General features: G+C 70.5%; 22 protein-coding genes. 15 read left to right on the forward strand and 7 right to left on the reverse strand.

Features of this window, described 5'->3' with window-relative positions:
- Positions 1-14: 14 nt before the first annotated feature.
- Entirely contained in the window at positions 15-653 is a 639-nt protein-coding gene (locus F4561_RS04185; protein WP_184574946.1) for a TetR/AcrR family transcriptional regulator, read from the reverse strand.
- 697 nt (positions 654-1350) lie between these two features.
- On the opposite strand from F4561_RS04185, the gene F4561_RS04190 reads away from it, so the two are divergent.
- The 6 genes from F4561_RS04190 (at position 1351) to F4561_RS04215 (ending at position 7161) form a co-directional block, all read left to right on the forward strand.
- Entirely contained in the window at positions 1351-2571 is a 1221-nt protein-coding gene (locus tag F4561_RS04190) for a PP2C family protein-serine/threonine phosphatase (RefSeq protein WP_184574948.1), read from the forward strand.
- Positions 2572-2663: 92 nt separating this feature from the next.
- Complete coding sequence (locus tag F4561_RS04195) at positions 2664-4259, forward strand: sensor histidine kinase (RefSeq protein ID WP_184583159.1); 1596 nt, start codon at positions 2664-2666, stop codon at positions 4257-4259.
- A 37-nt stretch (positions 4260-4296) separates the two neighbouring features.
- Complete coding sequence (locus tag F4561_RS04200; RefSeq protein WP_184583157.1) at positions 4297-4710, forward strand: response regulator; 414 nt, start codon at positions 4297-4299, stop codon at positions 4708-4710.
- Between the two features lie 74 nt (positions 4711-4784).
- Positions 4785-5306 carry a low molecular weight protein-tyrosine-phosphatase gene (locus F4561_RS04205; protein ID WP_184574949.1) on the forward strand — a complete coding sequence of 174 codons (522 nt, stop codon included), beginning with the start codon at positions 4785-4787 and terminating at the stop codon, positions 5304-5306.
- Between the two features lie 12 nt (positions 5307-5318).
- Positions 5319-6191 carry a fructosamine kinase family protein gene (locus tag F4561_RS04210; protein ID WP_184574951.1) on the forward strand — a complete coding sequence of 291 codons (873 nt, stop codon included), beginning with the start codon at positions 5319-5321 and terminating at the stop codon, positions 6189-6191.
- Positions 6192-6288: 97 nt separating this feature from the next.
- Positions 6289-7161 carry a DUF8017 domain-containing protein gene (locus F4561_RS04215; protein WP_184574953.1) on the forward strand — a complete coding sequence of 291 codons (873 nt, stop codon included), beginning with the start codon at positions 6289-6291 and terminating at the stop codon, positions 7159-7161.
- A 215-nt stretch (positions 7162-7376) separates the two neighbouring features.
- Here F4561_RS04215 and F4561_RS04220 read toward each other — a convergent pair whose 3' ends face one another.
- Entirely contained in the window at positions 7377-7604 is a 228-nt protein-coding gene (locus F4561_RS04220; RefSeq protein ID WP_246437133.1) for an SHOCT domain-containing protein, read from the reverse strand.
- On the opposite strand from F4561_RS04220, the gene F4561_RS04225 reads away from it, so the two are divergent.
- The 4 genes from F4561_RS04225 to lon all read left to right on the forward strand — a co-directional run bounded on the left by F4561_RS04225 (position 7603) and on the right by lon (position 12476).
- Positions 7603-7839 (forward strand): hypothetical protein, encoded by a 237-nt coding sequence (locus F4561_RS04225; protein ID WP_184584239.1) that lies wholly within the window; start codon positions 7603-7605, stop codon positions 7837-7839. The two genes, F4561_RS04220 and F4561_RS04225, sit on opposite strands and share 2 nt — an antisense overlap.
- Positions 7840-7849: 10 nt before the next feature.
- A complete protein-coding gene (locus F4561_RS04230) occupies positions 7850-9067 on the forward strand; it encodes a sensor histidine kinase (RefSeq protein WP_312885138.1) in 1218 nt (405 codons plus the stop codon).
- Positions 9067-9717, forward strand: a complete 651-nt coding sequence (locus F4561_RS04235) for a response regulator (protein WP_184574959.1) — start codon at positions 9067-9069, stop codon at positions 9715-9717. The genes F4561_RS04230 and F4561_RS04235 overlap by 1 nt, the downstream gene beginning before the upstream one ends.
- A gap of 326 nt (positions 9718-10043) precedes the next feature.
- Entirely contained in the window at positions 10044-12476 is a 2433-nt protein-coding gene (gene lon / locus F4561_RS04240; RefSeq protein WP_184574961.1) for an endopeptidase La, read from the forward strand.
- Between the two features lie 74 nt (positions 12477-12550).
- Here lon and F4561_RS04245 read toward each other — a convergent pair whose 3' ends face one another.
- Positions 12551-12862 (reverse strand): hypothetical protein, encoded by a 312-nt coding sequence (locus tag F4561_RS04245; protein ID WP_184574963.1) that lies wholly within the window; start codon positions 12860-12862, stop codon positions 12551-12553.
- Complete coding sequence (locus F4561_RS04250) at positions 12859-13179, reverse strand: AbrB/MazE/SpoVT family DNA-binding domain-containing protein (protein ID WP_184574965.1); 321 nt, start codon at positions 13177-13179, stop codon at positions 12859-12861. Before F4561_RS04250 ends, F4561_RS04245 begins: the two co-directional genes overlap by 4 nt.
- A gap of 281 nt (positions 13180-13460) precedes the next feature.
- Here F4561_RS04250 and F4561_RS04255 point away from each other — a divergent pair, with 281 nt between their 5' ends.
- From F4561_RS04255 to F4561_RS04275, 5 genes are all read left to right on the forward strand, one after another.
- Positions 13461-13676, forward strand: coding sequence for a type II toxin-antitoxin system HicB family antitoxin (locus F4561_RS04255; RefSeq protein ID WP_184574967.1), 216 nt, complete (start codon positions 13461-13463; stop codon positions 13674-13676).
- Between the two features lie 83 nt (positions 13677-13759).
- The gene (locus tag F4561_RS04260) at positions 13760-14836 is read left to right on the forward strand and encodes a Gfo/Idh/MocA family oxidoreductase (protein WP_184574969.1); all 1077 of its coding nucleotides are present in this window, start codon (positions 13760-13762) and stop codon (positions 14834-14836) included.
- Between the two features lie 173 nt (positions 14837-15009).
- Complete coding sequence (locus F4561_RS04265; RefSeq protein WP_184583161.1) at positions 15010-16197, forward strand: MFS transporter; 1188 nt, start codon at positions 15010-15012, stop codon at positions 16195-16197.
- 79 nt (positions 16198-16276) lie between these two features.
- Entirely contained in the window at positions 16277-17647 is a 1371-nt protein-coding gene (locus tag F4561_RS04270; protein WP_184574971.1) for a four-carbon acid sugar kinase family protein, read from the forward strand.
- Between the two features lie 664 nt (positions 17648-18311).
- On the forward strand, positions 18312-18665 hold the full coding sequence (locus F4561_RS04275; protein ID WP_184574973.1) for a hypothetical protein: 354 nt from the start codon (positions 18312-18314) through the stop codon (positions 18663-18665).
- 112 nt (positions 18666-18777) lie between these two features.
- Here the strand turns inward: F4561_RS04275 and F4561_RS04280 are convergent, their stop codons facing one another.
- From F4561_RS04280 to F4561_RS04290, 3 genes are read right to left on the reverse strand one after another with little or no spacing between them, the layout of a single operon-like run.
- The gene (locus F4561_RS04280; RefSeq protein ID WP_184574975.1) at positions 18778-19098 is read right to left on the reverse strand and encodes a DUF4873 domain-containing protein; all 321 of its coding nucleotides are present in this window, start codon (positions 19096-19098) and stop codon (positions 18778-18780) included.
- On the reverse strand, positions 19095-20609 hold the full coding sequence (locus F4561_RS04285; RefSeq protein WP_184574977.1) for a flavin-containing monooxygenase: 1515 nt from the start codon (positions 20607-20609) through the stop codon (positions 19095-19097). The genes F4561_RS04280 and F4561_RS04285 overlap by 4 nt, the downstream gene beginning before the upstream one ends.
- A gap of 55 nt (positions 20610-20664) precedes the next feature.
- On the reverse strand, positions 20665-21576 hold the full coding sequence (locus F4561_RS04290; RefSeq protein WP_184574979.1) for an AurF N-oxygenase family protein: 912 nt from the start codon (positions 21574-21576) through the stop codon (positions 20665-20667).
- Positions 21577-21603: the final 27 nt, after the last annotated feature.

The following is a 21603-nucleotide window of genomic DNA, read 5'->3' on the forward strand; positions in this document are numbered from 1 at the left end:
TTGCTGACCCTGAGCTATGCGCTTGGGAGGCGGAGCGCGGCGCGTTCCGCGGTCTCGGAGCCCACGCCGAGTGCCCGGAGGGTGAACAGGGTCACCAGCGAGTGCGCCTCGTCGGTGCCCGTCTCACCGCGCAGGAGCGGCACGCGCTGCGCCCCGATCATCGCGAGGGTGAGCTTAGCGGTGGCCTCGGGCGGAACCGCGTCGAACTCGCCGTTGGCCGCGCCCTGCCGCACGATCTCGGCGAGCAGGTGCTGCATGGGGGCCACGTGGTCGGCGAGCGCCTGGTAGGCGTCGGGGCCAAGGCTCGCGCCAAGCTCGGCGGCCGCGGGGTGCGGGTGCTCCACGAGGCCGTGGAGCTGGAACCGGACGAACGCCGACAGCCGTTCGGCCGCCGAGGCGTCGCTGGGCAGTTCGCGCCGGTAGCGTTCGACGAACCTCGTTGTGACGTGCTCGGTGAAAGCGAGCAGCAACGACGCCTTGTCCGGAAAGTAGTTGTACAGCGCGGTGCGGGTGATCCCGGCCTCGGAGGCCACGTCCGTCAGGGAGATCCGGTCGATGCCCTGGGAGCGCGTGAGACTCGCCACCGCTTCCAGGATGCGCTCGCGCGTCTGCGCCCGGTGGGCGGCCACCGTCGGAGCCGAGATCTTGGGCATACTCCTATGGTGGCACGGTGCGGCGCGGAACGGCCTGTTCTCGCGGGCCTGGCCAGCGGCGCCCGCGCGACGCGCGGACCGGGCCGCTTCGGGGCCGGTACCGGATACCGGGATCGGTGGGAAGCGTGATGTTGGTCTGGTAGGCGGGCCGCGCCTCGCGGACGAGCCGCCGGCGCGGGTGGTGCGGCTGCGCACCGCCCGCCCGCTGTTTCGGCGGTTGAGCCGCAGCTCGGGGATTTTCCTGACATGATGTCAGCACGATCGTCGTTAGTGCCAAGGTTGGCATGGCGGCGGCACCCGAATAATCCAGTGCAAGCCGCAATCTGCGCGTTTCGGTTGTTTCCGTCGCGATCCACGCCGTACCGGCTGACACGGCGGGTACTCTGAGGGCCGGGTGGCCGCGGGCAGCGTCCCCCCAGGGGGAGGGTGACCGGTCACAATTCGGATGTCTCTCGTGCAGTCCCGCTTGCGAGGGGCGTTGACCGGACGACTATTGTTTGCGAGATCTGTGCTCCGGTGCCTCGCGAAGCGGGCGGTCATTCTCACTGGTGAGTCCGCAAACCGGGGATCGTCCGGAGCCGGGCGCACAGGCGGAGCGGCCGCACGGGCGCTGGCGGTGCCTAAGGCGCCGGCGGCACCGGAGTACCGGTCGACGTAGAGGCGATGTGTGGATACTAGGAGAACAGGACGCGATCCCGTGACCGCGAAAGGGCCCGATAACGCCGGGACGGGTCGTGCCGACCGCGCGAACGGGACTACCGCCCCCCGCGAGTTGGCCGAGATCCTCCTGATTGAGGACGACGCTCAAGACGCATTCCTGGTCGAGGAGCTGCTCGCCGACACCCCACTGGACCCGCACATCACCTGGGTCGCCACGCTCGGTGACGCCCGAGAGTACCTTGCGGGGTTCCGCGGTTGCGTGCTGCTCGACCTCAACCTCCCTGATGCCTCCGGGATCGCGTTGCTGCGTGAGGTGCTGGCCACGGTCGAGTCGGCCGCGGTTGTCGTCCTGACCGGGCTGCACGACGAGCACGAGGGCATCGCCGCCGTCGCCGCCGGCGCGCAGGACTACCTCGTCAAGGGGCAGGTCGACGGTTCGCTGCTGGCGCGCAGCCTGCGCTACTCGGTCGAACGCCAGCGCGCCGACGAGAACGCCCGTCAGCTTCGCGAGGCCGAGATCCACGCGCGGGAGAACATGCGGCTGGAACGCGGCCTGCTTCCGCAGGTGCTGCTCGACGGCACACCGCTGAGCCACCGTTCGTTCTACCGGCCCGGACGCAAACGGGCGCTGGTTGGCGGGGACTTCTTCGACGCCGTGCAGAAGGCCGGCACCACCCACGTCATCATCGGTGACGTCAGCGGACACGGGCCCGACGAGGCCGCGCTCGGGGTGAGCCTGCGTATCGCATGGCGGGCACTGGTCATGGGCGGGGTGGTCGAGGAGAACCTGCTGCCCGCGCTCGAAGAGATCCTGGTAAGCGAGCGCGCGCAGGATGAGATGTACGCAACTCTGTGCCAGGCCAGTATCGACGTCGACCGCGAGCAGGCGCGCATCAGGCTGTTCGGGCATCCGCCGCCGCTGCTCGTCTCCGGCGGAGAGGTCAAGGAGATCCCCGCGGTGCCGCGCCCGCCCCTGGGTGTGCTCCCCGACGACGCCATCGACGTCGAGAGCGTCGCGTTCCCCCGGGGCTCCACGCTGCTGTTCTACACCGACGGCCTGGTGGACGCCTTCGACGGCGGCCCGCCCGACCGGCTTGAGGTGCAGGGGCTGCGCCGGATCCTCACCGAGGTCCTGGACAGCGGGTGCGTGTTGACCGACCTGCCCGGCCAGGTGGTGGACGAGGCCGAACGCCGCAACGGCGGTCCGCTGCAGGACGACGTCGCCATGCTGCTCGTGACGCACGGGGAGCCGATGTGAATCGGTACCCATGGGGCACTTCGAAGGTGGTTCCCGAAGCCACCACCCGCGCCCCGTGGCCACTGCGGCGGCGGGTGACGGTTCTGCTGACCATGGTGACCGTTGTGCTGGTGGCGACGGTAGGGGTGATCACGGTCTCCGCCCTGTCGGCCCAGGAGCACCTGGAGCGGCAGGTCGACCAGCTCACCCCGGCGCAGACCGCCGTCCAGCAGACCGCCGCGGCCTACCTGAACCAGGACAACGGCATCCGGGGCTACGCCCTGACCTCCGATATCGAGTTCCTCACGCCTTACCAGGAGGGCAGCCGGACCCTTCGGGACAACCGGCCGATTCTTGAGGAAGTGGTCGACGAGGACGGGGAGACCGACCCCGACATCGAGCGGCTGCTCGACGCCGGCGACGCGTGGCGGGAGGATTTCGCCGAGCCCACCCTGGCCAAGGTGCACGCCGGCGAGGAGGTCAGCGCCGAGGACTTCCAGCTCGGCCGGGAGCGCTTCAACGAGCTGCGGTCCGCGGCCACCAAGGCCGAGACGCAGATCGACGAGGAGCTCAGGGAAGCCCGCGATGGCCTGACCGTCGCGACCCAGCAGGTGGTGGCGCTGCTCATCCTGGTGGGGATCGTGGTCGCGATCATGTCCGTTTTCCTCTGGGTGATGCTGCAGCACTGGGTGCTTCGCCCCCTGGACGAACTGGTCAGCCACTTACGGCAGGTCTCCGAGGGCTACTACGCGCACCGCATCGAGCTGCAGGGGCCGCCCGAGATCGAACGCGTCGGCCGCGACGTCGACGCGATGCGCGAACGCATCGTCAACGACCTGCACGAGGTGGGCGCGGCCCGCCGCACGCTGCAGGAGCAGTCGGAGCTGCTGGAACGCCAGACCGAGGAGCTGCGCCGTTCCAACCTGGAGCTGGAACAGTTCGCCTACGTCGCCTCGCACGACCTGCAGGAGCCGCTGCGCAAGGTCGCGAGCTTCTGCCAGTTGCTGCAGCGCCGCTATCACGGCCAGCTCGACGACCGCGCCGACTCCTACATCGACTTCGCGGTCGAGGGCGCCAAGCGCATGCAGACCCTGATCAACGACCTGCTGGCGTTCTCCCGGGTCGGCCGGACCAGGAACTTCTCCCTGGTGGACCTGAACGAGGCCCTGCAGGACGCCCTGAGCAACCTGGAGACCAGGCTGGACGAGGCCGAGGCGGTCGTCACCGGCGACGAGATGCCCGCTATCCAGGGCGACCACACGCTGCTCACCCAGGTGTTCTTCAACCTCGTCGGCAATGCCGTGAAGTTCCGCGGCGACCGGCCGGCGCGGGTGCACGTCAGCGTGGAACGTCAGAATGACGAATGGGTCTTCTGCTGTACCGACAACGGGATCGGTATCGAGCCGCAGTACGCGGAGCGCGTCTTCGTCATCTTCCAGCGGCTGCACACCCGCGACAAGTACGGCGGAACCGGAATCGGCCTGGCCATGTGCAAGAAGATCATCGAGTTCCACGGGGGCCGCATTTGGCTGGGTGACAAACCGGAACCAACGGGCACCCGGATATGCTGGTCCCTGCCCGCCGATGTCGAGGCCAAGGACGAGACGGCCGAAGAGGACGCGGAGAGCATTTCCGCGGGTTCGGAATCCGCCTCGGTCGGCGACGAGGACTCCCCTAACGCGACCGGGGACGGTCCAGGAAAGGTCTGAGACATTGAGCGAGGTCACTTTGGTGCAAGCCATAGAGGTGCTGCTGGTGGAGGATGACCCCGGCGATGTCCTCATGACCAAGGAAGCGTTCGAGGAGCACAAGGTCGGAAACCGGCTGCACGTGGTCTCCGACGGTGTCGAGGCGCTGCGTTTCCTGCGTCGCGAAGGCGAGTACGCCGAGGCTCCGCAGCCGCACCTGGTCCTGCTCGATCTCAACCTTCCCCGCAAAGACGGGCGCGAGGTGCTCGAAGAGGTCAAGAAGGACGAGTCGCTCTCCCACATCCCGGTTGTGGTCCTGACCACGTCCGAGGCCGAGGAGGACATCATCCGCAGCTACCGGCTGCACGCCAACGCCTACGTGGCCAAGCCCGTCGATTTCGAACAGTTCATCCAGGTCGTGCGGCAGATTGACGACTTCTTCGTGAGCGTGGTCCGGCTGCCCAACAACTGAGCCGGCCAACTCGCCCCGACCTTCCGGTCAGGAACGGCCCTGATGCGGGGTGCACCTGGACTACGGTATGGGTTATGAGCTTGCCGGAACCTCGCGACCCCTCCGGGCCGTACCGCATCAGCGTTGTCTGCCTGGGCAACATCTGCCGCTCGCCTATGGCCGAGAAGGTCCTCACGGGCGAGCTCGACCGCGCCGGGCTCTCTGGCGCGGTCGAGGTGGCGAGCTCGGGCACGGGCGGCTGGCACATCGGCTCCGGCATGGACTCCCGGGCTGCCGCGCTCCTGCGTGCGCACGGCTACCCCACCGACCATGCGGCGCGCCGGTTCGACCCCGCGCACCTCGCCGAGCACGATCTGATTCTGGCGATGGACCACGCCAATCTCGACGACCTGCGCCGTCTCGCACGCGAGCGTGCCGACATCGGCGACCGGCTGCGGTTGTTCCGTACGTTCGCGCCGGACGCCGGCCCGAGCCCAGAGGTGCCGGACCCGTATTACGGCGGCGAACACGGATTCACCACGGTGCTGGACATGGTGCATGCCGCCGCCAAGGGCCTCACCGCGGAACTGGCCGCCCGGTACGGTTCGGCTCTCTAGGGGGACGCAAGGGTGCACGGACACACGGTCGCCGACCGCGTCACCAAGCTGACCGGTAGGGAGGCAACCCGAGCGACAGCGCTGGGCGGCAGCCACGCCTGGACGGCGTTCCGCGTTGAGCTCGCCGACGGAACACCACTCTTCGTCAAGGCGCTTCCCGAGGCGCGGGAGGACGGTTTCAGCGGTCTGTTCCAGACCGAAGCGCTGGGCTTGGACTGGCTGGGGCGCCCGGCTGAGTCCCTGGTGCCCGATGTCGTGGCCTGGGACTCGCATACGCTTGTGCTGTCCTGGGTCGAGGAGCGTCCGCCCACTCCGCGGGCGGCAGAGATCCTGGGCCGGCGGTTGGCGGACATGCACACGGCCGGGGCGGGTTTTTTCGGTGCGGAGCGCGACGGCTTCATTGGCCCGTTGCCGCTCGACAACACCCCCACGGCGGACTGGCCGCGGTTCTACGCCGAGCGGAGGCTGGCGCCCTACCTGCGGCGTGCGACCGATCGTGGCGCGCTGACCCCCGTTGACGCGCGCGTGGTGGAGAAGGTGATCGACTCCGTCGAGGACCTGGCCGGCGAGCCTGAGCCGGCGGCGCGGATCCACGGCGACCTGTGGAGTGGCAACGTGCTGTGGCAGGAGGGCGACGCCGTTCTCGTTGACCCCGCCGCGCACGGCGGCCACCGCGAGACCGACCTCGCCATGCTCGCCCTGTTCGGGCTTCCGCACCTCGACCGGGTGCGCGACTCCTACAACGAGGTGGCCCCGCTGGCGGCCGGCTGGCGCCAGCGGATCGCGCTGCACCAGCTCCACCCGCTGCTGGTGCACGTGTCCCTGTTCGGCGCCGCCTACCGCACCACGACCATGGATGCGGCCCGGGCCGCGCTGCGGGTGTGACGACGCGTGCCAGGGGACGGCCGCTTGCGGGAATCGGCCGATCCTGGACAGGCCCGGGCGGTGATACGCCGGGCCCGGATCCTCTAAAGTCAGGCGCGTGACGTGGCCAGGTAACAATCAGGGGCCCGGTTGGCAGGGAGCGCCGCAGTACGGGCCCGCGCCCCAGCCGCCCGCGCGGCCGCCGGGCGGCATGGGCCCTGCCATGGTGGCGACCCTGGCGCTGGTGTTCGTCGTTGTGGTGATCATCGCGGGCGCCGTCGTTGCCAACGCGTTCCGCGAGGACGACGACTCGGCCGGTCCCGCCCCCGACCAGTCCGGATCCCCGGAGCCGTCTTCGTCCCAGGAGCCCGAGGAGCCATCCGAGGAGCCCTCCTCGGAGGAGGACGAGGACCTGCTCAACCCGGGCTGGGAGCGGGCGAAGTCCTCCAAGTGGGGCTTCGTCTACGAAGTGCCGGAGTCCGAGGGCTGGGTGTTCCAGGGGCCCGCCGCGTTCTTCGGGGTGGGCTCCGATGAGGAGGACATGCCCGAGGTCGCGATGAGCGGGGTCTCCTACTACGAGACCTCCCCGTGCGAGGCCGACGAGTCGCTGGCTGTCGCCGGAGCGCAGGGGATCACCGAGACCGAGGACACCGAGGAAATGGCCGAGGGCGTCTCGATGAAGTGGGCGGAGCTGTACTACGAGACCGAGAAGGGCGGCCAGCCCGAGGTCGCGTTGCGCTCTGTCGAAGAGTTCTCCGCGAACGGCCTGGAGGGACACTACGGCATCGCCGAGGCCGACCCCGCCGCTGTCGAGGACGAGTGCGCACCCGAGGGGGGTGTGGTCCACACGGTGGTGGTGCCCAACCGCGACGAGGCCGACGAGGTCCGCGCGTTCTCGATCATCGCCGACACCGGCTACGACAACTCGCTCGACTCCGACACGATCGAGACGATCCTGAACAGCCTCCGCGACTCCGAGACCGACGGGTGACGCGCGCCGCGTGCTGAGACCTGCGTATCACCGCGGCGCTGCAACGGGAGTACCTCGTGCGAGGGGAGCCCACAGTGCGCGTGGCTCCGCCGGGGGCGGACCCAGCCGCGCGTCCCCGGACCGCACCGCCGCGGTTCTTCCGAGCGGCGGGGAAGTGCCAAGGGTGGCCCGCGGCAGAAGGGCCCTCCCCGCGGGCCGGCGGAAGCGGCGAGTGCTCACTTGCGGCCCTTCGCCTCGGATCCCGGAGTCCAGTTCAGGACGCTGGCGCGTTCCAGGAACTCGTCAACGCTGATGTCGCCGCGGGCGAACCGGTCGGCCAGTACCTTGCGGGCCTCGTGCTCGGGTGGCGCGGCCGGACGCGGGGCCCACGGCGGGCCGCCGCGCCCCGCACGCGCGGCCAGGTAGACGGCCAGGGCGGTCAACAGGATGAACAGCAGAAACATGGCAACTCCCAACAGCGGAGCGAATGGTGGTGGGCCGGCGCCCCAGGGCGGCCCATTCCGGGCCGCGGTCCCGGCCAACTCGCTGGCCGTGGCGATCGACGCGATGTTCATGGCACCAAGCCTCGCCCGCGCGTCCTACGCCCGTCATGCGCCGGTGCGCGGCTTTTCCGGTGCGCTCCTGGCACTACACCGGCTACGTCGTGTGGACGACGACGGTCACGTGCGTTCCGTCTAGGGTCGAAACCGTGAATCGGGAAGGGCATTCGGCGGCACACCGGCCGCGGGTCGGACGCACGCTCGCCGTTGACGTGCCTCTGGGGCTGGCTGTCGGGGTTCTCGCCATCGCGGCATCGCACTTCGTCCCGGCGGGCCCGGGCGGCCCCCGGTGGCCGCCCGGGGAGGGCCTGCCCAACGTGGAGGCCGCAGACGTCGCCCTGCTCGCCTACCCGGCGATCGCGGCTGTCGCGGGCGGCGTCATGCTGCGTCGGCTCTGGCCCCGCGGGGCGTTCGCCGTATCGGCGCTTGGCGCGGCGGCGGCCCTCGCGGCCGGTGCCGGTAGCCCGCCGCTGGTGGTCGGGCTACTGCTGACGACGTACGCGCTGACGGCGGCGCTCCCGCCCCGATCCTGGGCGCCCTGGACGGCGTTCCTCGTCCCGGTGCTCGCGGCGGTGCCGTTCGGCGACCGCCCGATCGGGCGACCGGACGCGGAGTTGGCCGCGCTGCTGCCCATCGTGGCGCTGGCGCTCGTTCCCCTAGCGCTTGGCACGCTGGCCAGGGCGCGCCGGGAAGGGGCGCGCCGCGAACGTGAGGAGGAGCTGCGCCGGTCCGTCTACGAGGAGCGGCTGCGGATCGCCCGCGAGGTGCACGACGTCGTCGGGCACAGCCTCTCGGTCATCAGCATGCAGGCCGGGGTGGCGCTGCACGTACTGGACAAGCAGCCCGAGCAGGCGCAGCCGTCCCTGGAGGCCATCCGGCAGACCAGCAAGGACGCCCTGGAGGAGCTGCGCGGCACGCTCGCGGTCTTCCGCGCCCCCGAGAGCGCGCCGGCCGGGGAGCGCGCCCCACTGCCCGGGCTCGACGATGTCGGCGACCTCGTCTCCGCGGTCGACGCGGACGGCCGCTCCGTGGACCTCACTGTCGAGGGCGAGCCCGCCACCCTGCCCGCCTCCGTGGACAACGCCGCGTACCGGATCATCCAGGAGGCGCTCACCAACATCGTTCGGCATACCGGCGGCGCCGGCGCTACTGTGCGGATCGGTTACTGGACTTCGGAGGTCGCCGTGGAGATCAGCGATGCCGGTCCGGCGCGGTCGGACGCCGCTCCGGCCGAGGGAAGCGGGATCGCGGGAATGCGCGAGCGCGCCCGCGCTGTGGGCGGGCGGCTGCGCGCCGGCCCTCGGCCCGAGGGCGGTTTCACGGTGCGCGCGGAGTTCCCCCTGAACCCGCCGACGGTGGGCGCCTGATGGCGGTCCGCGTTGCGGTGGCCGACGACCAGGCCCTGGTCCGGGTCGGCCTGCGGGTGCTGATCGACGCCGAGGACGACCTCGAACCGGCGGGCGAGGCGGCCGACGGCCGGGAGGCGGTCGAACTGGCCCGCCGCGAACGGCCCGACGTCGTCCTGATGGACATCCGGATGCCGGTCCTGGACGGCATCGCAGCGCTGCGCGAGATCGTGGCCGACCCCCGGTTGGAGGGCACCCGCGTTGTCGTGCTCACCACGTTCGAGCTGGACGAGTACGTGTTCGAGGCGCTGCGCGCGGGAGCATCGGGCTTTCTGATCAAGGACAGCGAGCCCGCGGAGCTGCTGCGGGCGATCCGGCTCGCCGCGGTGGGCGAGTCGCTGCTGTCGCCGTCGGTGACCCGCCGGGTCATCTCCACCTTCGTCTCGCGGGCCCCCGAAGGGCCGCGCCTGGAGCTGAAGCCCCTCACCGAACGCGAGCTGGAGATCCTCGCGCTGGTTGGGGAGGGGTTGTCGAACGACGAGATCGCCGAGCGGCTGGTGATCAGCCCGGCGACCGCGCGCACCCACGTCAGCAGGTCGATGGTGAAGCTGGGGGCGCGGGACCGCGCCCAGTTGGTGGTGGCCGCCTACCGGGCGGGGCTGGTGCGTTAGCCGGCCGCGGCCAGCGGGGACCGGTCAGCTTTTCGCGCTGCCCGCGAGCGGGCAGCGCGAAGGAGCGTCGCAGCGGGGCGTTCCGCGCCCAGCGGAACCGGAATATCACCGGCGGCACCAGTGCTGGCCCGAACAGCAAGAGCGCGATCCCGCGGAGGACCGTCCCCGGCCAGAGCCGTTGGCGCGCCGCGTCGAGAGGCTGTGTGGCGGTTGGGCGCCGGCGGCAAGGGAGCGCCGGTTGGCGCATCGCTCACAGCGAACGCCACGACGGGAAGAAAACCGGGCTCTTTTTTATTGAGTGTTAGTGACTCAACAAGGAGGGTCCAATGACCGAAGCGCAGTCAAGCGTGACATTGCCCGTTCTTCCCCTTGACGATGACGTTGTGCTGCCGGGCATGGTCGTGCCGGTGGATATCTCCGAGGCCGAGGTCCGCTCCGCGGTCGAGGCCGCGCGGGCGAGTGACGAGGATGCGACGAAGCCCCCGGGCATCCGGTCCACCCCCGCCAAGGCGAACCGCCCCCGGGTGCTGATCGTGCCGCGCGTCGACGGCTCCTACGCCGGAGTGGGCACCGTCGCCGTCATCGACCAGGTGGGCCGCACCTCCAACGGGGAGCCCGCCGCTGTGCTCCGCGGAGTGGCGCGGGCACGCGTCGGAAGCGGGACCACCGGCCCCGGTGCCGCGTTGTGGGTCTCGGCCGAGGTGCGCAGCGAGGAGGCACCCGAAGGCGGCTACCCCGGCAAGGTGCAGGAGCTGGCCCGCGAGTACAAGACACTGCTCACCACCTACCTGCAGAAGCGGGGCGCCTGGCAGGTCCTGGACGGCCTGCAGCAGTTGGACGACCCGGGCGCGCTCGCGGACCGCGGCGGGTACTCCCCGTTCCTCAAGATCGAACAGAAGCTGCGGCTCCTGGAGTCCGATGACGTCGCCGAACGGCTGAACCTGCTCAGCGAGTGGACCCGGGAGTACCTGGCCGAGCTGGACGTCACCGAGACCATCGACAAGGACGTCCAGGACGGAGTCGAGAAGCAGCAGCGCGAGTTCCTGCTCCGCCGCCAGATGGAGGCGATCCGCAAGGAGCTCAACGAGCTCGACGGAAAGCCCGCCAGCGAGGAGGCGGACTACCGCGAGCGCGTCGAGGCCGCGGACCTTCCGGAGCACGTGCGCGAGGCCGCGCTGACCGAGGTGGAGAAGCTGGAGCGGGCCGGTGACTCCTCACCGGAGTCCGGCTGGATCCGCACCTGGCTCGACACCATCCTCGCCATGCCGTGGAACGAGCGCACCGAGGACGCCTACGACATCTCCGGCTCCCGGGCGGTCCTGGACGCCGACCACGCGGGGCTGGACGACGTCAAGGAGCGGATCGTCGAGTACCTGGCGGTGCGCAAGCGCCGCGAGGAACGCGGCCTCGGTGTCGTCGGCGGGCGCCGCAGCGGCGCCGTGCTCGCCCTCGTCGGCCCACCCGGCGTCGGCAAGACCTCGCTGGGCGAGTCGGTGGCCCGCTCCATGGGCCGCACCTTCGCCCGTGTCGCCCTGGGCGGGGTGCGTGACGAGGCGGAGATCCGGGGCCACCGCCGCACCTACGTGGGCGCCCTACCGGGGCGTGTCGTGCGGGCCATCAAGGAGTCCGGCTCGATGAACCCGGTCGTGCTGCTGGACGAGGTCGACAAGGTCGGCAGCGACTTCCGCGGCGACCCCACGGCGGCCCTGCTGGAGGTGCTCGACCCCGCGCAGAACCACACCTTCCGGGACCACTACCTGGAGGTCGACCTGGACCTCTCCGACGTGGTGTTCCTGGCCACCGCGAACGCGCTGGAGAACATCCCGGCCCCCCTGCTGGACCGCATGGAGCTGGTCCAGCTGGACGGCTACACCGAGGACGAGAAGGTCACCATCGCACGCGACCACCTGCTGCCGCGCCAGCTGGAACGGGCCGGCCTGGAGCCCGCCGAGGTGGAGTTCGCCGACGACGCGCTGCGCACCATCGCCGGCGAGTACACCCGCGAGGCGGGCGTGCGGGACCTGGAGCGCACGGTCGCCCGCGTGCTCCGCAAGATCGCGGCGGGTGTCGCGCTCGGCGAGGGGGAACTTCCGGCGCGGGTCGGCGCCGAGGACCTCCGCGGCCACATCGGCCGTCCCAAGCACACCCCGGAGTCGGCCGCGCGCACCGTGGTGCCGGGGGTCGCGACGGGCCTGGCGGTCACGGGGGCCGGCGGCGACGTCCTCTTCGTCGAGGCGTCCCTGTCCGACCCGGAGTCCGGCGCCGGAGGGCTGACCCTGACCGGCCAGCTCGGGGACGTCATGAAGGAGTCCGCCGAGATCGCGCTCTCGTACCTGCGCTCGCGCGGCGCGGAACTGGAGCTGCCGGTGGGCGACCTGAAGGACCGCGGGGTGCACCTGCACGTCCCCGCGGGCGCCACACCGAAGGACGGCCCCAGCGCCGGCATCACCATGACGGCCGCTCTGGCGTCGCTGCTCTCGGGGCGCCCTGTGCGCTCCGGCGTCGCGATGACCGGTGAGGTGTCCCTGACCGGCCGGGTGCTGCCCATCGGCGGGGTGAAGCAGAAGCTCCTCGCGGGCCTGCGTGCCGGGATCACGGATGTGATCATCCCGGCCCGCAACGAGCCCGACCTGGACGACGTGCCCGAGGACGTCCGGGAGCAGTTGAACATCCACCTGGTCAACGACGTTCGCGAGGTGCTGGAGCTGTCCCTGGAGTCCGCGGGCACCGTCGCGGACGCCCAGCCAGTGGCCGCCTGAGGAGGCCGCGGGAAGAAGACCATCCAGGAGCATGGGGCCGTCGGAATGGGGGAGCCGGCGGCCCCGTGCGTGTGTCAGGGGTCCTTGTAGATGGAGTGGTCACCGATGCGACGCCACACCAGGAGAGGGTCTCCAGCCTCGTCCTTCTGAATGTGGAATGTGGCCCGCCCGTCTGGTGAAGCGAAACTCCACGTCAACGAATAGACCTCGTGTCCGCCGAGCTTGTGGATCCGAAGGCGTGTCGGCCATGGCGGTGTGCCGGAGAATGCTCCAGCGGCGATGGCGGGAAGGAAATCCTTATGGACGGCAGCCAGGAACAACCGTTGATGCTCCTTGGGTAGCTGCCGGAGCTCCCGATCGAAGACTTTGAGGCTGGTGAACTTCACGGCTCCTCGCTCGTCTTCTCACCAGTCACTTCTTCCAAGTGGGAGAGAAACTCCTCGCCGGTCATAGGAGCGTTGATCTCTCCCGCGGCGAGTTCCTCATCCGCTTCCTGCTCGGCCTGCTGCTGTCCTTCCTCCCAGAACCACACATCGTTCGGGTGGACGGCCACCCTCGGCAGGAGGACGACCTCCCCCTCACGCACGACGAACTCCACCACCGCATCGGGCTTGTCCAAGCCGAGTTCCCGCCGTACCTCGGGAGGGACGACTAGCGTGCCGTCGGTTGCGGAGACACTGCCGAAACCCAGGTGCTTGTCCATGTCTCCACGGTAGCCGTGGCATTGTCTTTCGGTAAGTACGGACATTCGTCTGCGGCCTTCATCCCAGAGGTTTGCTTGGTCGGCGCGACTCTAGCCGGCCAGCACGCGGAGTGTCTGGCATTTACCGAATGTGGGCCCATTCCCAGAGCTGTTCGGGCGCGGGGTGGGTTCCACGGTGGTATCAGTTGATCAAGCAGAAGCTCCTCGCGGGCCTGTGTGCCCGAAGAGGTTCGAGAGCGACGGATATGCCTGCGGAAACGGTTGGAAGAGAGGCGGGGCGCGTGAGCACGGTTCTTGTACCGATCACGGTCGAGCGGGACGAAGACGGGGCGTGGAACGCCCGCGCGGTCCTTGGCGACAAGGATTTCGTGTACGGGTACGGCGACACCCCTGAAGACGCCAAGGCCGACGTGCGTGAGGGCATTCAGGAGGTCTTCGATCACGAGGGAGTTCCCGGCGGCCTGGTGCCCGTCAACGCGCCAGACGCGGTCTGCTGACCTTCCCGGTGTCGGACACCGGATGACGGCCCACCAGCCCCGGTCGGCGGGCCCGGTGCGGGCGTCCCAATAGGGTTGTCGCCATGAGCTCTGCGAACGAAGGTGAACGGGAACTGCACGTCGCCCTGCTCGGGTACGGCATGGGCGGCGAGGTTTTCCACGCTCCGCTGATCGACGCCACGCCGGGGATGCGGCTTTCGGCCGTTGTGACGGGCAATGCCGAGCGGGCGGCGGCCGCACGCAAGCGGTACCCGCACGTCGAGGTGCTCGGCTCCGCCGACGAGGTGTGGCGACGACCCGGTGACTTCGAGGTCGCCGTGATCGCCACCCCCAACGACCTGCACGCCCCGTTCGCCAGCGCGGCGATGAAGGCCGGGATGGCCGTCGTCGTGGACAAGCCGTTCGCACTGTCGCCCGCGCAGGCGCGGGAGCTGGCCGGGGAGGCCGAGCAGCGCGACCAGGTACTGACCGCCTTCCACAACCGCCGCTGGGACTCCGACTTTCTCACCCTCTGGAAGCTGGTCGACGAGGGTGCGCTGGGCCGGGTACACCGCTTCGAGTCCCGGTTCGAGCGGTGGCGCCCCGCCGTCAAGGACATCTGGCGCGAGTGGGGGAGCGAGGCCGCGGGCGCGGGCATCCTCTACGACCTCGGTCCGCACCTCATCGACCAGGCGATCACCGTTCTCGGGCCGGTCGCGTCGGTCTATCCCGAGATCGACACCCGGCGCGAGGGCTCCGCCACCGACGACGTGTTCCTCGCCCTCACCCACGAGTCCGGGGCGCGCTCCCACCTGTGGATGAGCGCGCTGGCCGGGCATCCCGGGCCGCGTTTCCGGGTGCTCGGCGACCGCGGCGCGTACACCGTCGACGGTCTGGACGGCCAGCAGGCGCGCCTGGCGGACGGTGAGCGTCCCGACGCCGGAGACTGGGGAGTGGAACCGGAAACAGCGTGGGGCCACGTACGCGCCGGTGACGACGCGCGCGCCGTCCCCAGCGCGCGCGGCGACTACCCGGCGTTCTACTCCGGAGTGCGCGACGCCGTGGCCGAGGGCGAGCCGGCCCCCGTCGACCTCCACGAGGTGGTGCACGGGCTGGAGGTCATCGAGGCAGCCCGCCGGGGGGCGGCGACGGGCCAGGTCGCCAGCGTCGAGCGGGACTGACCCCGGCTCCGGAGCGGGCCGGTGGCCGCCGGCCCGCTCGCAGCGCACTGTGCCGCCCCCGTGTTGCTGCCGTACCGTGGCGGGTCGCTAACGTCGGATGAGTGGATCATTCGCTGACCCGGGAGCACGGCGGGACCGGCCACAGCCTTGGCAGCCGGGGCTACTGGCGGGTCATGGTCGCGATGACCGCCGCCGGCATCGGAACCTTCGCCCAGCTCTACGCGGTCCAGGCGGTGCTCCCCGGCCTCGCGGACACCTTCGACTCATCCGCCGCGTTCGCGGCGCTGAGTGTCTCGTTCGCCACCGGTGGCCTGGCGGCGTTCACCCTCGTGTGGAGCGGCGTGGCCGACCGCTTCGGCCGGGTGACGGTGATGGCCACCGCGTTGACCATCTCGACGGCCCTCGGCCTGGCCGCCCCGTTCTCCCCCGACATGTGGGTGCTGCTCGTGGTGCGCGCGGCCCAGGGAGCCACGCTCGGTGGCGTGCCCGCGGTCGCCATGGCCTACCTGGCCGAGGAGATCGACTCCGGCCACCTCGCGCGCGTGGCCGGGGTCTACATCGCCGGGAACGCCGTCGGCGGGATGAGCGGACGGCTGGTCGCCGGCCTCGTGGCCGACATCGGGGGATGGCGCTGGGGTGTCGGCGCCGACTCCCTCCTGGCGCTCGTGGCACTGCTCGTCTTCCTCGCCGCGGTCCCGCGCCCCCAGGGGTTCGTGCCCAAGCGGCGCCGCGAAGGCGGCCCCGGTCTGGCCCGGCGTGTCGTGCGCAGCTTCGCCGATCCCGGGCTCGTCGCGCTCTACTGCCAGGCACTGTTCCTGATGGGCGCGTTCGTGACGGTGTACAACTACCTGGGGTTCCGGATGACGGGGGAACCGTTCGGCCTCTCCCAGACCGTCGTGGCGTTCCTGTTCGCCGCCTATCTCGCCGGCATCGTGGCCTCGACCACCGTCGGCCGGGTGATCGAACGCGCGGGCCGCCATCCGGTCCTGCTGGCGAGCGTCGCCGGGATGGTCCTCAGTGTCGCGGCACTGCTGGTCCCCTCGCTCGTCGTGGTGGCACTGGCGTTGCTGGCGTTCACGTTCTCCTTCTTCGCGGCACACACCACGGCATCGGCGTGGATCGGACATCGGGCCGCCGACACCCGTGCGCAGGCGGCCGCGCTGTACACCCTCGCGTACTACGGCGGGTCGAGTGTCTTGGGGTGGCTCGGTGGCGTGGTCTACGATCATTTCGGCTGGACCGCGCTGTCGGGCTACGTCGTGCTCCTGTGCGCGGTGGCGGCGCTGGCCGGGCTGGGACTGCGGGTCCGCCGCCCGCCGGAGCACAAGCTCAACAAGCGCGGTACGGCCGCTTCCACGTGAACGAGGGCGCGACGCCCTATCTTGGGCAGTAGGCGCGTGGCGCGCCGCACCCCTGCGAGACGCGGATAGGAGTCGTGCCGTGGCCCAGGTCCTCGTTGTCGCTGACGACCTCACCGGTGCCAATGCCACCGGCGCGCGGTTCGCCCGCACCGGGATGCGGGTGGCGACCGTGACCCCGGAGCACGTCGCGGTGGTGGCCGACGACTACGACGTCGTCGTTGCCAACCTGGACAGCCGGAACGTGCCGCCGCAGCAGGCGGCGGACCTCGTCACCGACGTCGTCGAGGCTGTGTGGCCGGTGAGCCTGGTCGTCAAGCGGGTGGACAGCACCCTGCGCGGCAACGTTGGCGCGGAACTGGACGCGACCCTTCGGGCGGTGCGCGAGCGGGTACCGGCCGGCACCCGGACCCGTGCGCTGCTGGTCCCGGCGTTCCCCTCGTCGGGCCGGGTGACCGTCGACGGGGTGCAGCTGCTCGACGGGGTGCCGCTGGACCGGACCGACCTGGCCTTCGACCCTATTTGGCCCATGGCCACCGGCCTGGTCGCCGACATCGTGGCCGGGCAGAGCGCTACCGAGCTGCGGCACGTGCCGATCCGGCAGGTTACCCAGACCATGCTCTCCGCCGAGCTGATGACCGGTGACGAACCGGTGGTGCTCTGCGACGCACTGGACGAGCGCCACCTGGAGGACATCGCGGGAGCGGCGGCCGAGGCGCACCGCAAGGACGGAACGGTCTGGGTATCGGTGGACCCGGGGCCGGCCGGCGCGCTGCTCGCTTCGGCGCTGAACCTGCGTGGCGAGGCAGGCGCCCGTGGCCCGCTCCTCGCGGTCGCGGGCAGCCACACCGGCCTGACCCGGCGCCAGCTCGACGCCGTCGCCCGGACCGGGCCGGCCCGCTACGTCGACATCGACACGCTCCGGTTCACCGACGCCGCCGACGACCACGCCAACGCGGTCGCGCGTGAGCTGACCGGCCACCTGGCCACGGCGTCGTTCCCGGAGGTCGTCATCCTGCGCACCGTGACTCCGGCCGCCGACCTGGAGAAGCTGTCCCCGAACGCCCGGCGGCACCTGCCGGAACACATCGCGGAGCTGGTGGCCGACGTCCTCGGCGAAGTCGAAACGACAGAGGGGGCCCACGCCCTGCCGAGCGGCCTGTACCTGACCGGGGGCGACGTCGCTTCCGCCATGCTGGACGAGCTGGGGGTGCACGCGTTCGACGTCGGGGGAGAGGTCATTCCGATGGCGATCTACGGGTCGCTGAGCGGCGGCTCCCTCGACGGGACCCCCGTCGCGAGCAAGGGAGGGCTCATCGGCGACGAGACGACCGCGCTGGAGTGCCTGGGCAAGCTGCGCCGCGCCGCTCAGGCGCGGCTGCATCAGGTGCACTCCGAGGTCTCCGAGCACGTGGTACCGGCGGCCGGGCCGAACGCCGGTTGGTCCAGGTAGGAGGTCGAGCCGAGTGCCCTCGGCTGGGGTCGCGAGCATCCGGTGCTAGCGGTGGTGGTTGGGCGCGCAACGAGGGCGGCGAGGACAGCGGGTGGGCCCGCCTGCGGTGGTCGCTACGGGTGCCCGATGGTGGCGCGGCCAACGGGGGCGGCGAAGGCCGGTGGTGGAGCCCAGTGGGGGTGTCCGTGGCGTCGTTTGCGGTGCTGGGGCGTATCGAGGGTGACTATGGGGACATTCTTGGCGCCGAATATGTCCGCATGGTCAATTTCGGTGCCGCGCAAGCCCTCACGCACCCGTTATGTCCGGATCGTGGGGAGTCTATGCCCGCACTGGCCCGTCGCGTGCGCCACCATCGGGCACCCGCACCGATGACCGCTGGCCCGGGCCATGTACCGTTTTCGCCGCCCTCGTCGGACGCCGAACCACGTGCTCACCGCGGCGATGGGCACCAAACCGGGCGCCCTCTCACCCCCACCACCCCACAACACCGAAACCCAGAGCGCGATGAAGGAACCGGACGCTCAAGATCGCTGATGAACGTGTCCCCACTGCCAGGTTCGATGTGCGTTGGGACGGGGGAGCTGGCGCCCTGTGGACGGCCGCGACGTCCGGAGGGCCATCGCGCCTACGGTCGGGGTTCCCATTGGCCGACGGAAGGCGTGCCATGCTCTTCGCCGTTCACATCCGGACCCGGCTCCCCGACCACAGTGCCGACCTCGACGGGCTGAGCGCGCACGGCGCGGTCCACCTGGTTCTGGCGGAGCTCGACACCGTGTTGCGCGTCCACGGTCCCGACGGCGTGGTCGTCACGCCGCGCGAGATCCGCTGCCAGGCCGACCAGCGCGGGTTGTCCATCAAAGCAGCGGTCGAGGCCCCGTCGGCGCACTCCGCCGAGACCGCGCTCCGTCTCACCGTGCGGCGCGTGCTCGCGGAGCGCGCCGAGTTCGCGGGGTGGTCCGTGGCCACCTGCCGCGCCCAGTCCAGCTTTGTTGGTGTCCCCGCTGGCCGGGAGCGGTGAGGGGGTGTGGGGCGTGCCGGGCGCGAACGGTCCCCTTTGGTTACCGCCCGGCACACCCCAGACTGTGTTGCCGCGAGGCGGCCCGCGCCTCATGGTCCGGCCGCGCCGCCGCTCACTCCTCGGGGGACACCTCGGGAAGCGCGAACGGGGGCGGGCCCGTGCCCGAGACGGTGTGCCCGCCCCACAGGTTCGGCGCGCCGAGCGTGCCGGTGCCCGCGTGGCCACCCGGGGCGCGCAGCTCCACCGATGTCTCGCCGCTCTCGAACACCCGGGTCACGGCATCATCCGGGGCGAGCCGGCACACCCACCGGTACGTCCCGGTCAGCGGGTCGAAGTGCCCGGCCACGTGGGCCTCGACGGTGACCGAGGAGTCCCCGGCCACCAGGGTCAGCGGCCCGCTGTAGCCCTCCTCGTCGTCCTCCGGATCACTCATGCCGCGAGCCTCGCCGGTGCTCGCCTGATCGGCGCTTCCTTGCGGAGGTGGTAGTTGTGCGGGTCGAACCGGCGCGTCTGCAGCGCGAACTCCCAACTGAACCCGGGCCACAGGGCCACGTTGTTGCCCTTGGAGTTCAGGTACCAACTGTCGCAGCCGCCGGTTACCCATACCGTCCCCTGGGTCTTGCGCTGCACCCGCTCCACGTAGGCGTCCTGGGCCTCGGGGCGCGGAACCAGCCGGTCGAGCCGGTTGCGGCAGGCGTACCGCAGGGCGGCCATCGTGTAGTTGATCTGCGACTCGATGAAGAACACGTGCGAGGTGTGGCCGGGGCCCGTGTTCGGCCCGGCCAGGATGAACAGGTTGGGGTAGCCGGCCACGGTGGTGCCGCGCAGCGCCTGCGGGTCGTCGCCCCACCGCTGGCTGAGGGCCACGCTCTCGGCGTCGTGGATGTGGTTGGCGATGGGCAGGTCGCTTACGTGGAACCCGGTGCCGAGGATGATGGTGTCGACCTCGCGTTCGGTGCCGTCGCGGGTGACCACGGACTTCTCCCGGACCTCGGAGATCCCGTCGGTGACCACCGAGACGTTGGGCCGGGTGAGCGAGGGGTAGTAGTCGTTGGACAGCAGGATGCGTTTGCAGCCGGCGCGGTAGTCCGGCGTCAGCTTGGCTCGCAGGTCCGGGTCCTTCACCTGCCGTTTCATGTGCGTCCGGCAGATCGCCTCGACGCCCTTCATCAGGTTCGGGTTCTTGACGAATCCGAAGATGTAGTTCTCCCGGGCCCAGTAGATGCTCCGGCGGGCGAGCGTCTGGGCGAACGGCAGGTTCCGGTAGATCCACTGCTCGGGCCGGGTGATGTCGCGGTCGTGCCGCGGGATGATCCACGGCGGGGTGCGCTGGAACAGGTGCAGGTGGCCCACCTCGGGCTGGATCTGCGGGACGAACTGGATCGACGACGCCCCCGTGCCGATCACCGCGACATTGCGCCCGGTCAGGTCGTGGTCGTGGTTCCACCGGGACGAATGGAAGATCGTCCCCTGGAAGCCGTCCAGCCCGGCGATGTCGGGCAGCGACGGCTCGCACAGCGCTCCGGCGCCACTCACCAGGAACTGGGCGGTGATGGTGCCGCGCGAGGTGTCGATCCACCAGCGGTTGCCCGCACTGTCCCAGCGGCAGGAGCCCACCTCGCAGCCGAACCGGACGTGGGGCATGATGTCCTCGTCCACGGCGATCCGGCGCAGGTACTCCCAGATCTCCCGCTGCCCGGAGAAGCTGCGGCTCCACCCGGGATTGCGCTTGAACGACAACGAGTACAGGTGCGAGGGGACGTCGCACGCGGCTCCGGGGTAGGTGTTGTCGCGCCACGTCCCGCCCACGTCGTTGGCGCGTTCCAGCAGTACGAGGTCGGACAACCCGTCCCGCTTGAGCCTGGCCGCCATCCCGAGCCCCGCGAAACCGGTGCCGATGATGGCCACGCGGTAGTGCTGTGGCGTCGACTCACGTTCGGTCATGTGTCAGGTTCCTCTTCTGCGTGCGAGGGTCTCGGATGCCGGCCGGGGTGGCGCCTCAGCGCCCGAGCAGGCCGGCCGCGCGCCACAGGAACTTGCCCGGGCCCGAGATCATGCCCGCTTCGTTCATGGTCGCCACCACCTTGCGGGCAGCCCACGTCTTGGTGTCGATGTGGTGCGGGTTGCGGCGCGCCACCTTGCGCGCCTTGCGGGGGTCCAACCCGACCTTCGCATAGACCTTCGGGTTGATCAGCCGGGTCGCCGAGTAGTACACCACGCCCCCGAGGACCAGCCGGCTGTAGGCCTTCACCAGCGGACCGCGCTGCTTCCAGTCGCGCGCCAGCTCCTCGCGCGCGTAGCGCATGTGGCGCGCCTCCTCGACCACGTGGATCTGCGAGACCGCGCGTACCAGGGGTTCCAGCGCCTCGTCGACCATGGCCTCACGCTGGATCTGGTCCAGGATCTCCTCGACGAAGAGCGCCCCGCTGAACGTGAGTGGCCCGTTCGAGATCGCCTTGAACAGCTTGCCAAGCAGATGGGCGGCCGGGTCGAGGTGGTAGTACGGCGCGTCCAGCTTGCCGATCATCTTGGCGAACATCACCGAGTGCCGGCACTCGTCGGCGATCTCGGTGTAGGCGTACTTCACGTGGTTGGAGGTGGGGTCGCGGTCGTAGGCGTGCCGCACCAGCATCTGCATCAGGATCGTCTCGAACCAGATGCCGATCGAGGCGATGCTGGCCACCTCCTGCCGGCTCAGCTCCTTGCGCTGCTCCTCGGTGAGCTGGTCCCACAGCTCGGTGCCGTAGATCGAGATGCGCTCGGGCCGGAGCGCGTACCGGTCCGGGTCGACGGGGGACTCCCAGTCGATCTCCACCAGCGGGTCGTAGGACGCCTTCGCGGACGATTTCAGCAGGCGACCGGCGATTTGCTCGCGGTCGGTGGTACCCGGGGATCGTTGCGCGGTGGTCATGGTGGTCCTCCTCGGAGGGGCGGGACG

It is taken from the genome of Lipingzhangella halophila, assembly GCF_014203805.1.
GTDB classification, from domain to species: Bacteria; Actinomycetota; Actinomycetes; order Streptosporangiales; family Streptosporangiaceae; genus Lipingzhangella; species Lipingzhangella halophila.